This window comes from Streptomyces sp. NPDC026500 (assembly GCF_055567635.1).
Window position 1 is genome coordinate 412,264 of the sequence record NZ_JBVHQB010000002.1, and the last position, 14,538, is coordinate 426,801.

The 14,538-nt window shown below is 70.9% G+C and carries 16 protein-coding genes; 8 read left to right on the forward strand and 8 right to left on the reverse strand.

Annotated features, from left to right (window positions below):
• Positions 1–211: 211 nt before the first annotated feature.
• Complete coding sequence (locus ACZ4N5_RS04905) at positions 212–469, reverse strand: WhiB family transcriptional regulator (protein ID WP_006380970.1); 258 nt, start codon at positions 467–469, stop codon at positions 212–214.
• A 318-nt stretch (positions 470–787) separates the two neighbouring features.
• Positions 788–1,756: a diacylglycerol/lipid kinase family protein gene (locus tag ACZ4N5_RS04910; protein WP_467755704.1), complete on the reverse strand. Its 969-nt coding sequence runs from the start codon at positions 1,754–1,756 to the stop codon at positions 788–790.
• A 170-nt stretch (positions 1,757–1,926) separates the two neighbouring features.
• Here ACZ4N5_RS04910 and ACZ4N5_RS04915 point away from each other — a divergent pair, with 170 nt between their 5' ends.
• On the forward strand, positions 1,927–2,379 hold the full coding sequence (locus ACZ4N5_RS04915) for a hypothetical protein (RefSeq protein ID WP_467755705.1): 453 nt from the start codon (positions 1,927–1,929) through the stop codon (positions 2,377–2,379).
• Between the two features lie 71 nt (positions 2,380–2,450).
• Here the strand turns inward: ACZ4N5_RS04915 and ACZ4N5_RS04920 are convergent, their stop codons facing one another.
• The 3 genes from ACZ4N5_RS04920 to ACZ4N5_RS04930 all read right to left on the reverse strand — a co-directional run bounded on the left by ACZ4N5_RS04920 (position 2,451) and on the right by ACZ4N5_RS04930 (position 4,541).
• The gene (locus ACZ4N5_RS04920) at positions 2,451–3,587 is read right to left on the reverse strand and encodes an RNA polymerase sigma factor SigF (RefSeq protein ID WP_467755706.1); all 1,137 of its coding nucleotides are present in this window, start codon (positions 3,585–3,587) and stop codon (positions 2,451–2,453) included.
• Complete coding sequence (locus ACZ4N5_RS04925; protein WP_054228129.1) at positions 3,584–3,997, reverse strand: ATP-binding protein; 414 nt, start codon at positions 3,995–3,997, stop codon at positions 3,584–3,586. Before ACZ4N5_RS04925 ends, ACZ4N5_RS04920 begins: the two co-directional genes overlap by 4 nt.
• Before the next feature lie 283 nt (positions 3,998–4,280).
• Entirely contained in the window at positions 4,281–4,541 is a 261-nt protein-coding gene (locus tag ACZ4N5_RS04930) for a UBP-type zinc finger domain-containing protein (protein ID WP_261707967.1), read from the reverse strand.
• Positions 4,542–4,602: 61 nt separating this feature from the next.
• Between ACZ4N5_RS04930 and ACZ4N5_RS04935 the strand changes: the two genes are divergently transcribed.
• Entirely contained in the window at positions 4,603–6,198 is a 1,596-nt protein-coding gene (locus ACZ4N5_RS04935; RefSeq protein WP_467755707.1) for a Na+/H+ antiporter, read from the forward strand.
• On the opposite strand, the gene ACZ4N5_RS04940 is transcribed toward ACZ4N5_RS04935, so the two are convergent.
• The 3 genes from ACZ4N5_RS04940 to ACZ4N5_RS04950 all read right to left on the reverse strand — a co-directional run bounded on the left by ACZ4N5_RS04940 (position 6,180) and on the right by ACZ4N5_RS04950 (position 8,312).
• On the reverse strand, positions 6,180–7,082 hold the full coding sequence (locus ACZ4N5_RS04940; RefSeq protein WP_467755880.1) for a 1-aminocyclopropane-1-carboxylate deaminase/D-cysteine desulfhydrase: 903 nt from the start codon (positions 7,080–7,082) through the stop codon (positions 6,180–6,182). The two genes, ACZ4N5_RS04935 and ACZ4N5_RS04940, sit on opposite strands and share 19 nt — an antisense overlap.
• Positions 7,083–7,324: 242 nt before the next feature.
• A complete protein-coding gene (locus ACZ4N5_RS04945) occupies positions 7,325–7,915 on the reverse strand; it encodes an N-acetylmuramoyl-L-alanine amidase (RefSeq protein WP_467755708.1) in 591 nt (196 codons plus the stop codon).
• Positions 7,916–8,075: 160 nt separating this feature from the next.
• Positions 8,076–8,312, reverse strand: coding sequence for a hypothetical protein (locus tag ACZ4N5_RS04950; protein WP_467755709.1), 237 nt, complete (start codon positions 8,310–8,312; stop codon positions 8,076–8,078).
• Between the two features lie 209 nt (positions 8,313–8,521).
• Between ACZ4N5_RS04950 and ACZ4N5_RS04955 the strand changes: the two genes are divergently transcribed.
• From ACZ4N5_RS04955 to ACZ4N5_RS04980, 6 genes are all read left to right on the forward strand, one after another.
• Complete coding sequence (locus ACZ4N5_RS04955; protein ID WP_467755710.1) at positions 8,522–9,928, forward strand: family 2B encapsulin nanocompartment shell protein; 1,407 nt, start codon at positions 8,522–8,524, stop codon at positions 9,926–9,928.
• A gap of 127 nt (positions 9,929–10,055) precedes the next feature.
• Positions 10,056–11,195 (forward strand): family 2 encapsulin nanocompartment cargo protein polyprenyl transferase, encoded by a 1,140-nt coding sequence (locus tag ACZ4N5_RS04960; RefSeq protein WP_467755711.1) that lies wholly within the window; start codon positions 10,056–10,058, stop codon positions 11,193–11,195.
• 240 nt (positions 11,196–11,435) lie between these two features.
• Positions 11,436–12,074 (forward strand): GNAT family N-acetyltransferase, encoded by a 639-nt coding sequence (locus ACZ4N5_RS04965; protein ID WP_467755712.1) that lies wholly within the window; start codon positions 11,436–11,438, stop codon positions 12,072–12,074.
• A gap of 444 nt (positions 12,075–12,518) precedes the next feature.
• Positions 12,519–12,932, forward strand: coding sequence for a YciI family protein (locus tag ACZ4N5_RS04970; RefSeq protein WP_467755713.1), 414 nt, complete (start codon positions 12,519–12,521; stop codon positions 12,930–12,932).
• Between the two features lie 5 nt (positions 12,933–12,937).
• Positions 12,938–14,164, forward strand: a complete 1,227-nt coding sequence (locus ACZ4N5_RS04975; protein ID WP_467755714.1) for an RNA polymerase sigma factor — start codon at positions 12,938–12,940, stop codon at positions 14,162–14,164.
• Between the two features lie 10 nt (positions 14,165–14,174).
• Positions 14,175–14,522, forward strand: a complete 348-nt coding sequence (locus ACZ4N5_RS04980) for a DUF952 domain-containing protein (protein ID WP_467755715.1) — start codon at positions 14,175–14,177, stop codon at positions 14,520–14,522.
• Positions 14,523–14,538: the final 16 nt, after the last annotated feature.

Here is a 14,538-nt window from a genome sequence, read left to right on the forward strand (position 1 = left end):
GGTGGTTGATGCGTTTGAGGCGCACGGGGGCTCGTCACTCACTGTGACCGGTCCCGGGCGTGAACAGCAATGAGCCCCGGACCACCAGGTGGTCCGGGGCTGAAAGCTCGTTGCATCAAGCGCATCGGGGTACTGCGCGCTGCGGCTCGGGGGCGGGAGTTGCGTACTCGCTGTACGCGCCGCCAAGCTCAGGCTCGTGCGGGGTGGAACGTCAGGCGGTGGCCTGACGAGCTCGGTTGCGGGCGGCACGGCGCTTCATTGCGCGGCGCTCGTCCTCGCTGAGGCCACCCCAGACGCCGGAGTCCTGGCCGGACTCGAGCGCCCACTGCAGACACTGCTCCATGACGGGGCAGCGACGGCAGACGGCCTTGGCTTCCTCGATCTGCAGCAGCGCAGGACCGGTGTTGCCGATGGGGAAGAAGAGCTCGGGGTCTTCCTCGCGGCAAACGGCGTTGTGACGCCAGTCCATGGCTGCTACCTCTCCTTGGTATTACATGCACGTTGCTTGTGAATGTGAACGCTTTCACGAATCCCTCAACAAGTGAAGGGCCGACAACCAGACGGACTGGTGTGGTCCTGTGATTTGAGGAGGGGTTCCGGTGCTCTGTGGGGCCGATGTTGCGGGCCGTCCCGAGCGCCACGTAGAGACTCGCAAACCTCAGCGGCGGATACAACCCCTTCTGAAAAGTTTTTTTTGATTCCTCGGTGTCGGCTGAGTCACAGCCGTACTTCCATGGGGTGGACCCTGGTCTAAACGTTCGAGTGAAAGGAGTTTGGCCCCTTCCGCTCACACAATCACACGCAGTGCACGGCGTACGCCTGTGAACGTCACGCTTGTACGCAGTCCCAGATGGTCGCCGTCCATCTGAAGGGGGAGTGGAACCTTCGAATGCAAGGTGAAGTCCGTCAGGTCATGCAGAGTGACGGCGTGCTTGCCCTGGGGTCCACGCTCGGGGGACGAAGTGAGCAACTGAGTGGCATACCGGGCAACCGAGGCCGTCGACATGCGGCTGAGGGCGAGTACGTCGAGTCCGGTATCGAACGAGGCCTTAGGCGTCGCGTACACCGGACGATTGCCGAGAAACGTCCACGGCGAGGTGTTGCAGATGATGGACAGGACCAGATCGGTGACCGGGTCCGCGCCGGGGCGCTCCAGGGTGATCATTCCGTGCCGGCGGTGAGGTTCGTCCAAAAACTGTCGTGCCACTTGGCGGAGATACAGCGCGTGAGTGGAGCGCCGGCCGAGCTCGCGCTGCTGCTCGACCCGGCCCACCACCCCCGCGTCGAAGCCGAGACCGGCGCAGAAGGTGAACCAGCGGGACGGTACGGACTCGTCCTCGGTGCCGGGGGTCCCCGCGGCGAGGCCGAGGCCGACCGTGCGCTCGCGCTCCTCGCGCAACGCGTCCAGCAGGGCGCCGGTCGCCTCCACGGCGTCGTTCGGCAGGCCGAGGGCGCGGGCGAAGACATTGGTGGAGCCGCCGGGGACCACAGCGAGGCGGGGAAGACGTTGCGGGTCGGGGCCCCGGTGCAGAAGACCGTTCACGACCTCGTTGACCGTGCCGTCCCCGCCGAGGGCCACGACCATGTCTATGTCGTCGCTGTCCGCGGCCTGCCTGCCGAGGTCCCGGGCGTGCCCGCGGTACTCGGTGGTGACCACTTCGAGCTTCATCTCACTGGCCAATGCGTGGATCAAGACATCACGCGTACGCGCACTTGTGGTGGTTGCTGCCGGATTGACCACGAGAAGTGCACGCATGCGATGCAGCGTACCTACTGGGTGGTACTCGTCCCAGACCGAGGTAGGGATCCAGTAAGAGTCCCGGGGTGCGCCGGGGGTGCGGCGACGGACCGGGGCGAGCCCTGAAACGGAGCGGTGTCCGGCCCCGGGGCGCTCGGCGGTCCGGGGCCGACGGCTACTCTTCGGGGGTGAGCCGTGAGCAGAATCCCACCCCCGACGCCCCCCTCTCCGAACCCCGTCCCGGGCGGCTGACCGCCGCGGCGGCGCTGGCCGCGCTGGAGGGGGCCGCCCTGGTGGCGGGCGGCGTGTGCATCCTCGTGCTCGGCCTCACGGGCGACCCCGACAGCCGGCAGCAGGCCGTCACCGGCGGTGTCACGCTGATCGTGCTCGCCCTGCTGCCGCTGCTGGCCGCGCGCGGACTGCTGCTGCGCCGCAGCTGGAGCCGGGGCCCGGCCCTCATCACCCAGATCCTGGCGCTGCCCCTCGCCTACACCCTGCTCCAGGCCGACAGCGTCGCGATCCCCGCCGGCATCGCCCTCGCGGTCGTCGCGGTGGCGGCCCTGGTCCTGCTGGTGAACCCGGCAACGACACGGGCCCTCGGAATCCGAGGGCCCGGCGGCGACATACAGGACGAGAAGTAGGCGGGGCTCACTCCTCGAGCTCACCCTTTGAGCTCACACCCCGACCTCGCACCCCGACCTCAGACTCGACCTCACTCCTCGACGAGGAGCTTCTCTCGCAGCTGGGCGAGCGTGCGGGCCAGCAGCCGCGAGACGTGCATCTGTGAGATGCCGACCTCCTGCGCGATCTGCGACTGCGTCATGTTGCCGAAGAAGCGAAGGAGGAGGATCCGCTTCTCCCGCGGCGGCAGGTCCTCGAGCAGCGGCTTGAGCGACTCCCGGTACTCGACGCCCTCCAGCGCCTCGTCCTCGGCGCCCAGGGTGTCCGCGACCGCCGGGGACTCGTCGTCCGTGTCGGGGACGTCCAGGGACAGCGTGGAGTACGCGTTGGCGGACTCCAGGCCCTCCAGGACCTCCTCCTCCGAGATGGCCAGCTTCTCGGCCAGCTCGTGGACCGTCGGGGAGCGGCCGTGCAGCTGGGAGAGCTCGGCGGTCGCCGTGGTCAGCGCCAGCCGCAGCTCCTGGAGGCGGCGCGGGACGCGAACCGCCCAGCCCTTGTCGCGGAAGTGCCGCTTGATCTCGCCGACCACCGTCGGGGTCGCGTACGTCGAGAACTCGACGCCGCGCTCCGGGTCGAAGCGGTCGACCGACTTGATCAGCCCGATCGTCGCGACCTGGGTGAGGTCGTCCAGCGGCTCACCGCGGTTGCGGAAGCGGCGCGCGAGGTGCTCGACGAGCGGCAGATGCATGCGGACCAGCTGGTTGCGCAGCTCCGCGTACTCGGTGCTGCCGTCCTGCAGCTTGCGCAGCTCGATGAACATCGCCCGCGCCCCGCTGCGGTCCTGCGGGTCGTGCCGGATGTGCTGGGCGCTCGGCCCGTGCTGGATGTGCTGGGCGCTCGGCCCGTGCTGCGCGCCCTGCACGCTCTGCTCCGCGTTTCGCTCGTGCTCGCTCATAGTCCCGCCCGTCACCATTCTCCGAGCTCGCGGCTCTTCCCCCGTGTCCTCGGCCGCGCTCGAACCGGGGGGACCTCCCCGTCGGGGGAAGACCCCCGGCTGCGCCGCTGCTGCCGAGGAGACGCCGATCTCCGGATGCGGCCGGGCCTGTTCGGGGATGCCGTCGACGCCGTCCGCCGTGTGCCGCGGCCCGCCCGGGCCGTCGGCGCGCTCCGCGGGAGGCTCCCGTGTGCCGCGCTCTTCGTCCCGCACCGGCCCGTCCCCGTTCCTCACGCCGGCCCGGGTCCCGCGCCGCGCTGTTTGTAGAGGCTGATCGAAACGGTCTTGTCCTCGGCGACGGTGGAGTCGACCTTGCCCGCGAGCGCCGACAGGACGGTCCACGCGAAGGTGTCACGTGACGGAGCGTGACCGTCGGTGGTCGGAGCCGAGACCGTGACCTCCAGTGAGTCGTCGATCAGCCGGAAGACACAGCTGAGCACCGAGCCGGGGACGGCCTGCTGCAGCAGGATCGCGCAGGCCTCGTCCACCGCGATGCGCAGATCCTCGATCTCGTCGAGGGTGAAGTCCAAACGGGCTGCCAGCCCGGCCGTGGCCGTGCGCAGTACCGACAGGTAGGCACCCGCGGCCGGCAGCCGGACTTCCACGAAGTCCTTCGTCGCGGGCTCGCCTGCGATCTGGGACACCCTCACCTCCATGGTGGTACAAGCTCATTCGAGCTCTTTCGGGGCCGAGGGTCGCCCCCCGGGGTAACGCGCTACGTCGTTCAGCGGTGACGCTACCGCGCTCCCGACTTTCCTGTCCTGGGGACCCCGTCCCTTGCTGTCACTCATAGTAAGCCCATGAGTACGGACAGTGGCTAGGGGTCTGCGGCCCCAAATAGGAAGAGCGCGCGCCGGGTTGACGTACCCAGGCGTCAGACGGTCGAACCGTCCGGATCGTGAGTCACGCGTGTACGTGATCGACGGTTCAGACGAGTACGTGGTCCACGAAACACCAACGCCAGTTCTCCCCCTGCTCGAACGTGCGCATGATCGGATGTCCGGTGTCCTTGTGGTGCTCCGTCGCGTGCCGCAGCGGCGAGGAGTCACAACAGGCGAGATGCCCGCACTCCAGACACAGCCGAAGCTGCACCGGGTGGGTGCCGGCCGCCACGCACTCCAGGCAGGTCTCGCTCCCGGGTTCGGGTTCGGGCTGCGGCAGCGCTTCGGCGTGCGTGCACTGTTTCATGATTGCCAGGTTACGTCGGGCGTGCGGGATGCCGCGCGAAAAAAGAGGGCGGGCAAAGACGATGGATGTGCTGCCACTGCTGTTGCTGGTCGCGGGGAGTGCGACGGTCGCCGGGGCCGCCCGCCGCACCCCGGTCCCGGCGCCCCTGCTGATCGTCGCCGTGGCCCTGCTGATCTCGTACGTCCCCGGGGTGCCGGCGTACGAACTGGACCCCGACATCGTGCTCCCGCTGGTGCTGCCCCCGCTGCTGTACACGGCGGCCACCGACAGCTCCTACCTCGACCTGAGGGCCCATTTGAGGCCCGTCGCAATGTTGTCGGTCGGGTACGTCCTCTTCGCGACCCTTGTGGTCGGCTGGGCCGCCTATCTGCTCGTACCGGGCCTGCCGCTGCCCGCGGCGCTGGTGCTCGGCGCCGTGGTCGCGCCGCCGGACGCGGTGGCCGCGACGGCCGTGGCGCGCCGGGTGGGACTGCCCTCACGGATCACCACGATCCTGCAGGGCGAATCCCTGGTGAACGACGCGACCGCGATCACCGCCTACAAGGTGGCGCTCGCCGCGGCGGTCGGCGAGGGCGCGACGTGGGCGGGCGGCATCGGCGAGTTCCTGCTCGCGGCGGTCGGCGGGGTGGTCGTCGGGCTCGTTCTGATGATCCCCATCCACTGGCTGCGCACCCACATGAACGAAGCGCTCCTGCAGAACACCCTCTCCCTGCTGATCCCCTTCGTCGCCTACGGCATCGCCGAGCAGCTGAACGCCTCCGGGGTGCTCGCGGTGGTCGTCGTCGCGCTCTACCTCGGACACCGCTCCTGGGAGGTGGACTTCGCGACCCGGCTCCAGGAGGAGGCGGTGTGGAAGATGGTCGCGTTCATCCTGGAGTCTGCGGTGTTCGCGCTGATCGGACTCCAACTGCCCGTCGTCCTGAAGGGCCTCGGTGCCAACGAGGGCGCGAGCGCCGCCTGGTATGCCCTCGTCCTCTTCCTCGTCGTCGTCGCGACCCGCTTCGTGTGGGTGTACCCCGCCACCTTCCTGCCCCGCATCCTGTCGGCGCGGATCCGCGAACGCGAGGACAACCCCACCTGGAAGGGGCCGTTCGTCATCGGCTGGGCCGGCATGCGCGGAGTCGTCTCGCTCGCCGTCGCCTTCTCCATCCCGCTCACCGTGCACGGCGGCGGCGCCTTCCCCGACCGCAACCTGATCCTCTTCCTGACCTTCACCACCGTCATCGGCACCCTGGTCGTGCAAGGCCTGACACTGCCCCCGCTGATCCGGCTGCTGAAACTGCCGGGACGCGACACACAGGCCGAGACGCTCGCCGAGGCCAACGCCCAGGCACAGGCCTCCCGTGCCGCGGAGGAGCGCCTCGGCGAACTCCTCGCCGACGAGCGCAACGCCCTGCCCCCGCCGCTCGCCGAGCGTCTGCGCACGGTCATGGAGCGGCGCCGCAACGCCGTCTGGGAGCGGCTCGGCGCCGTCAACCCGGTCACCGGCGAGACCGCGGACGACACCTACCGCCGTCTCTCCCGCGAGATGATCGGCACCGAGCGCGATGTGTTCGTCAAGCTGCGCGACCACCGCTACATCGACGACGAGATGCTGCGCACGCTGCTGCGCCGGCTGGACCTGGAGGAGGCGGCGGCCTACCGGGAGGCGGCCTGAGGCCCGGTCCCCGCGGCGGGGAACGGCGCTCCGGTGATCACCGCCGCCACCGTCGTGCCGCGCGGGAACGCGCCTTCCTCGGCGAGGGCGACAAGTCCGTAGAGCATCTTGGCGACATAGAGACGTTCGACGGGCAGCCCGTGGCGCTGCTCGAAGTCCTCGGCGAAGGCGTCGAGTTCGGGGGTGGTGCGGGCGTAGCCGCCGAAGTGGAAGCGGTCGTCGAGGGACCAGGTGCCGCGCCGGGCGCCGAACGCGGCCGTCTGGAGGGCCGCCGTCCCGGCGTCGAGGAAGCCGCCCCGCAGGACCGGGATGCCCAGGGCGCGCTGACCGGGGGCGAGGCCCGCGGCCATCCCGGCGAGGGTGCCGCCGGTGCCGCAGGCGAGGGCGGCCACGTCGATGCCGCCGTGGTCGCGCAGTTCCTCGCCGAGCGCCCGGCAGCCGCGTACGGCGAGGGCGTTGCTGCCGCCCTCGGGCACCACGTACGCGTCCTCGGTGCCCGTCTCGCGCAGGATCCCGGCCAGCGTCTGCGCCTCCGTCTTGTGGCGGTACGTCGATCTGTCGACGAAGTGAAGGCGCATGCCGTCGGCCGCGCAGCGGGCGAGTGAGGGGTTGAGGGGACGGTCGGCCAGCTCCTGGCCGCGGACCACACCGAGGGTGGGCAGGTCCAGGAGGCGGCCGGCGGCGGCGGTGGCGCGCAGATGGTTCGAGTACGCCCCGCCGAAGGTGACCAGGGTGCGGCCCGCCGCCGCTTCGAGGTTCGGCGTCAGCTTGCGCCACTTGTTGCCGATCAGCTCCGGGTGGATCAGATCGTCCCGCTTCAGCAGCAGCCGTACGCCGTGACGCGCGAACCGCCCGTCCACGACCTCCCGGAGCGGCGACGGGATGCGCGGCCGGAGGCCGAGCGGGGCGACGGGACCGGCCTGGTCGGCCGCGGTGAGTGGGCCGGCCGGGGCGAGGGCTTCGGGTGGGGCGGGGGTGGTTGCGGCGGCGCTGTCCCGGGCGTCGGGAGCGGCGCTGTCCGGGGCGGCGGGGCTGGTCACCCCTTCATTGTCGGACACCTGTCCGGGGACGGCCGGACGCGGGGGCCCGCGATGCCGGCCGTCCCCGTCGGCCCTCGATGATCAGCTCACTTCAGCAGCTCGCGGACGCGCCCCCGCAGGAAGCTCATCGTGAATCCTCGCGGGTCCACCTTTCCCGGCTGCCACTCCAGGTGGCCGATGACCGAACGCTCCGTCCAGCCGTGGAACCGGCAGATCGCGGCGGAGACCTTGGCGATGGCGTCCAGCTGCGCCTCGGGCCACGGGTCCTTGCCGTCGCCGAGGTTCTCGCACTCGAAGCCGTAGAAGTGGCGGTTGCCGTCGGTGTTCGCCTCGTTGTCGTGCGGCAGCGCCTTCTCGGCGATCACCGCGCGCAGCACGTCGTCGTCGCCGAGGCCCGCGTGGTTGGCCCGGCCGCAGCCGACCATGTGGAGGACGCCGTCCTTGGTGATGACACCGTGGCACAGCGGTCCGGGCAGGTCTTCGCGGCCCTCCCGGCAGAGTCCGACGGTGAGCTCGGTGCCCGAGGTCACCGTGTGGTGGATCATCACCCCGTGCACCGGGCCCCAGGGGCCCTTGTGGTTGCGGTTGTGATGCTTCCAGTCGCCGACCTCGACGACATGGACGCCTTCCTCCCTGATCCGGTCCAGGAAACTGCCCGCGGACATGGGCGATGCCATGGCCGACTCCTTCGCGCTGTACGTCGGTCACCTGTCGTGGCCGTCTGGTACCGCAGCTTCTATAGCCGGCCGGGCTGCCGGACCCACCCGTTCGCACAGCGTGCGAGCCGATCCGGTCAGCTCAGGAGGAACCGGTCAGGACCGGAGGAAGAGGGATCGGTCAGGAGGACCGGAGGAATGCGTCCCCGTGGGCGGCGATGTGGGTCTCCAGCGACTGAAGGGCCTGCCGGGTCGCCTCGGGGGAACCGCTGCCCCGCCGCTCCGCGTAGTAGGCGGAGCCGAGTCTCTTCAGGAGGTCGCCGCCCGCGCGCTGCGCCTGCACGTCGTCCAGCTTCTGCTTGCCCTGCGTGAGTCCGCGCTGCGCCTGCTCTTTCGCGCGGTCCAGGAAGCCTGCCACTGCTGTCTCCCGTCGTTGTCCGTCGAGGGGCGAACGGACGGCCGGATCTTGGAGTTCCCTGGCCGGCGGGCGCGTCGGCCCTGCGGAATCACCCCCTCTGCCCAGGTCCGGAGTGATCCATTCCCCCTCATTCGTGTAATAGCACCAGCACGTTCCGTGATGGAAGGCTTGCTCCCGAAGATCAGTGCACGACCGGGAGGGCAATTTTCATGTCGGTAGGCGAAGAGGTCCGCGCGGAGCAGAACCGTCCGCAGCAGAGTCTCGGCACATCCGCCGCGCGGAACCTGGCCACCACCACCAAGTCCGCGCCACAGATGCAGGAGATCAGCTCACGGTGGCTGCTGCGCATGCTTCCGTGGGTGAACGTGCAGGGTGGCACGTACCGCGTGAACCGGCGGCTCAGCTACTCCGTGGGCGACGGCCGCGTGACGTTCGTCAAGACAGGGGACCGTGTCGAGGTCATCCCCGCGGAGCTCGGCGAACTGTCCGTACTGCGGTCGTACGAGGATCATGAGGTGCTGGGCGAGCTCGCCCAGCGGTGCCAGCAGCGGGAGTTCGCCCCGGGGGAGGTGCTGGCCTCGTTCGGCAGCCGGGCCGAAGAGGTCTTCCTGCTGGCGCACGGCAAGGTCGAGAAGATCGGCACCGGTCCCTACGGCGGCGACGCGGTGCTCGGTGTCCTCGCCGACGGCGCGTACTTCGGGGAGCAGGCGCTCATCGACCCGGAGGCCATCTGGGAGTACACGGCCCGAGCGGTGACGGCGGTGACCGTGCTCGCCCTGCCCCGCCAGGACCTCGAACAGGTCGCGGAGCGCGCCGAGTCCCTGAGTGCCCATCTCCAGGAGCTGCGCGCGATTCCGTCGCAGCGCACCAACAAGTACGGCGAGAAGGAGATCGACCTCGCGGCCGGTCACACCGGGGAGCAGGACATCCCGGGCACCTTCGTGGACTACGAGGCCACCCCGCGCGAGTACGAACTGAGCATCGCCCAGACGGTCCTGCGCCTGCACACGCGCGTGGCCGACCTCTACAACCAGCCGATGAACCAGACCGAGCAGCAGTTGCGGCTCACCGTGGAGGCGTTGAAGGAGCGCCAGGAGCACGAGCTCATCAACAACCGCGAGTTCGGCATGCTCAACAACTGCGAGTACGACCAGCGGCTCCAGCCGCACGACGGCGTACCGAGCCCGGACGACATGGACGAGCTGCTCAGCCGCCGGCGCGGAACCAAGCTGTTCCTCGCCCACCCGCGCGCGATCTCCGCGTTCGGCCGCGAGCTGAACAAACGCGGACTCGTCCCCGAGAGCATCGAGATGGCCGGCAACCGCATCCCGACCTGGCGCGGGGTGCCGATCTTCCCGTGCAACAAGATCCCGGTCAGCGACGCCCGTACGACCTCGATCATCGCGATGCGCACCGGCGAGGCCGAGCAGGGAGTGGTCGGGCTCCAGCAGGCGGGCATCCCGGACGAGATCGAGCCGAGCCTGTCGGTGCGCTTCATGGGCATCAACGAACAGGCGATCATCTCCTACCTGGTGACGGCGTACTACTCGGCCGCGGTGCTCGTGCCGGACGCCCTCGGCATCCTGGAGAACGTCGAGATCGGCCGCTGGCGGTGACGATCCGCGAAGCGGAGCCCGTCGTGGTCCCGCCCCTCGGGGCGGGACCACGACGGGGGCGCGCGCCCGGCGGCCGTTCACGCGCCCATGTCAGCCGGCTCTCCGCTGGGATCGCGCAGGTGACCGCATGACGACGGAGACGCAGCAGGGTTCGGCCGGAATTCCCGGCAGTCGGCGCCCGGCCGGGACTCCGGACCGGCGAAGTCCCGGCGAAAGGCCCATGGAACGACGGGGCGCGCCGAATCCGCTCGACGCGCAGGAGGCCGCGGTCATCCTGGAGCGGGCCAGGGCGTCCGTCGACCCCGAGCTGCGCCGGGCCGTCGACTCGCTGCCGGGCTCTATGCGCCGGATCGCGCTGTACCACTTCGGCTGGGAGCAGGCGGACGGCACCCCGGCGGCGGGGAACGCCGGGAAGGCCATCCGGCCCGCGCTGGTGCTGACCGCGGTCCGGGCGCTCGGCGGGCAGCACGCGACGGCCGTACGGGCGGCCGCCGCGGTGGAGCTGATCCACAACTTCACCCTGCTGCACGACGACGTGATGGACCGGGACACCACCCGCAGACACCGACCCACCGCGTGGACCGTGTTCGGCGACGCCGACGCGATCCTCGCCGGGGACGCCCTGCAGGCGCTGGCCATGCGGCTGCTGGCCGAGGACCCGCACCGCGCGTCCTCGGCGGCCGCCGCGCGGCTCTCGGGCTGCGTCGTCGAACTGTGCGCCGGACAGCACACGGACACGGCCATGGAGAAGCTCGGCCCGGACGAGGTCACCCTCGACGAGTGCCTCGCCATGGCCGAGGCGAAGACGGGCGCCCTGCTCGGCAGCGCCTGCGCCATCGGGGGGCTGTACGCGGGGGCGGCCGCCGAGGACGTCGAGGCGCTCGACGCCTTCGGCCGGGAGGCGGGGCTCGCCTTCCAGCTGATCGACGATGTGATCGGGATCTGGGGGGACCCGGGCCGCACCGGCAAACCGGCCGGGGCGGACCTCGCCGCCCGCAAGAAGTCGCTGCCCGTGGTGGCCGCCCTCACCTCGGACACCCCGGCGGCCGTGGAGCTGGCCGAGTTGTACGCGGCGCCGTACCGGGAAGGGGAGTTGGAGCGTACGGTGCTGGCCGTCGAGCGGGCGGGCGGGCGCGACTGGGCTCAGGCCCAGGCGGCCGACCGGATGTCCCGGGCGATGCACGAACTGTCCCGCGCGGTACCCGATCCCGAGGCGGCGGGCGGCCTTCTCGCACTGGCCGAGTTCGTCACCCGGCGCAGCAACTGACCGGCCCCGTCGGCCGGTCGACGACCCCGGAACCCCGGAACCCCGGGCACCGTACGGCACCTGACATCCGTACGGTGCCCGGCTCCGGCGGGCGGGCCCCGCGCATCCCCACGGTGTGCGGGGGCCCGCGCCTTTGCGCACGTCCCTTGGACGCCCTGGGGGCGGTGTGTCGGCTCCCCGGCGTAATAGGCTCAACCGCCGTACGGTCGAGGCTGGTTGGGGCGAAGGGCGGGGCTGGTCATGGGTGTGGCGATCCGAGTGGCGGGCGAGGCGGACCGGGAACTGGTCGTCCGGCTGCTGGACGAGGCGTTCCAGGACGATCCGGTGAGCAACTGGGTCTTCCCGGACCCGGCGCACCGCCGCGCGACGCACCCCAAACTGATGGAGGCGTTCGCCGATGCGGTGCTCGCCGAGGGACGTATCGACCTCGCCGAGGACGGTTCGGCGTGTGCTCTGTGGCTGTCCGTTCCCGCCGGGAACCACGACGGCGAGAGCGGTGGTGAGGACGAGGACGCTCCCGCACAACTGCGCGCCGCTGTCGATCCGGACAACGAGCGGGTCGAGCTGATCGGCCGGCTGACGGCGGACATCCACCCCGAGGGACGCGCCCACGCGTATCTGTGGATGATCGGGGTGGCGCCCGAACGCCAGGGCGAAGGGCTCGGCGGCGCGCTGATCGAGTCGGTCCTCGACCGCTGCGACCGCGAGGGCCTGGCCGCCTATCTGGAGGCGAGCAACGCCCGCAGCCGCGCACTGTATGAACGGCTCGGCTTCGTGCTCACGGGCCGTCCCCTCGACCTGCCGGACGGCCCGCGGATGTGGCCGATGTGGCGCGAGCCGCGACCGGGGCGACAGGCCCAGGTCCGGGCCGAGGACTAGACCGGGACCCGGGCCCGACTCGGGCGCCGACCCAGGTCTGGTCCGGGACGTACAACAGGAAGCGGTGGGTCCGCCGCCCTACCCTGAAGGCATGGGCACCGATGAGCATGTATGTCCCGAATGCGAGCAACCGGTCGCCACAATGGTGCACCGGTACAAGACCCTGGGCGCCTGGGTACCCAAATGGGGTCCCGGACCCTGCCGGAACCCGAAGTGCGCGGCGTTCGCCCAAGAGCCCGGACGCGGACACGTACACGGGCACGTAGAGGGGCAGGGTCAGGGGCAGGGACACGGTCTGCCGGAGGAGCCCGCCGCGGAGAAATCCTGACGCACCGGACGCCGCCGGGTGGAGACGTGTAGAGAAACGCGGGCCGGCTCCGACGTCCCCTGTGAGAGCCGCCCACCACGGGTGGTCCGAGCCGAGGAAGCCGAAGGAGCGGACTCATGAAGTATCTGGTGATGGTGCAGGGCACGCAGGCCGACTACGAGGGCATGCGGGGCAAGGCGTCCGCACAGGCGCCGGCCTGGAACGAGCAGGAACTGCAGGCCATGTACGCCTACATGGGCGCGATCAGCGACGACCTCTCCGAATCCGGTGAGCTGGTCGACGCACAAGGGCTGACCGATCCCGCGCAGACCCGCCTGGTGACCCGGGACCCGGACGGCAAGGCCGTGATCACCGACGGCCCGTACAGCGAGACCAAGGAACTGATGGCCGGTTACTGGGTGGTCGACTGCGCGAGCCTGGAGAGGGTCACCGAGATCGCCGAGCGGGTCACCCGCTGCCCGGGTCCCGAGGGTCTCACCGAGCACCCGGTGGTCATCCGGCGCATCCAGGACGGTGCCGGGGACCTCTGAACGGGATGAGAGGCACGACCGAGGTCGAGGACCTGCTGCGCCGCCACGCGCCGCAAGTCCTCGGCGCGCTCGTGCGCCGCTACGGGCATTTCGACGCGGCCGAGGACGCCACGCAGGAGGCGCTGCTCGCGGCCGCCGCGCAGTGGCCCGCGAAGGGTGTGCCGGACAACCCGCGCGGATGGCTGATCAAGGTCGCCTCGCGGCGGCTCGTCGACGCCCTGCGCGCGGAGGAGTCGCGGCGGCTGCGGGAGGAGAAGGCGGCGGCGCTGACGCCGCGGGACGCGTTCACGGCGCCGCCGCCGGGCACGGACCGTGGCCCGTCGGAGGACGACACGCTCTCCCTCCTCTTCCTGTGCTGCCATCCCGATCTGAGCCCGGCCGCGCAGATCGCGCTCACCCTGCGCGCGGTGGGCGGTCTGACCACGGCGGAGATCGCGCGGGCGTATCTGGTGCCCGAGGCGACCATGGCGCAGCGCATCAGCCGGGCCAAGCAGCGGGTGCGGGGCGTCGGTTTCGGCCGCCCCGACCACTGGGAGGAGCGGCTACCGGCCGTCCTGCACACCCTCTACCTGATCTTCAACGAGGGCTATACGGCGACCTCCGGCACGGCACTCCAGCGGGCCGAACTCGCCCATGAGGCAATCCGGTTGACGCGCACGGTCCAGCAACTGCTGCCCGAGGACGGCGAAGTGACCGGCCTGCTCGCGCTGATGCTGCTGACCGACGCCCGGCGCGCCGCGCGGACCGGGCCGCACGGGGAGCTCGTTCCCCTCGACGAGCAGGACCGCACGCGCTGGGACAAGGCGGCGATCGAGGAGGGCGTGGCCCTGGTGACCAGGGCGCTGGCGCGGGGGCCGGCGGGCCCCTACGGGCTCCGGGCCGCGATCGCCGCCGTCCACGACGAGGCGCCCTCGCCCCAGGGGACTGACTGGACCGAGATCCTCGGCCTGTACGACGTCCTCGTCCGCCGGGTCCCGGGCCCCGTCGAACGCCTCAACCGCGCGGTCGCCGTGGCCATGGTGCACGGGCCGCGCGCCGCCCTCGCCGAACTCGACCGGCTGGAGGGCGCGTCGGCCGCCGGACACCGGCTGGACGCGGTCCGCGGTCATCTGCTGGAGCGCGCGGGTGACCCGGCCGGAGCCCGCGGCGCCTACGAGTCGGCGGCGGCCAAGACACTCAGCCTCCCCGAACGGCGCTATTTGGAGGCGCGGGCGGCCCGGCTGAGGTCGTAGCGTTGTCCGCATGTCCGAACCCCTGTTGCATCTGACCGAGCGCTCCGTGTGGGACGCCGCCCGCACGTCCGGCGTCTTCGAGACGTCCACCCGCGGCCGGACCCTCCAGGAGGAGGGCTTCATCCACTGCTCGCTGCGCCACCAACTCCCCGCCGTGGCGGCCATGGTGTACGGCTCCTACGCCGGCCCCGACGAACTCGTGGTCCTCGTCGTCGACGCCGAACGGCTCGCCGTGCCGGTCCGGTTCGAGGCGATGGCACCCGGCGGCGAGGAGTTCCCGCACATCTACGGGCCGATCCCGGTGGAGGCCGTCGTGGACGTGGAGGTCTGGGACCAGGGCGGGCCGGCTTCGGCGTGAGGGCGGCGGGGGGACG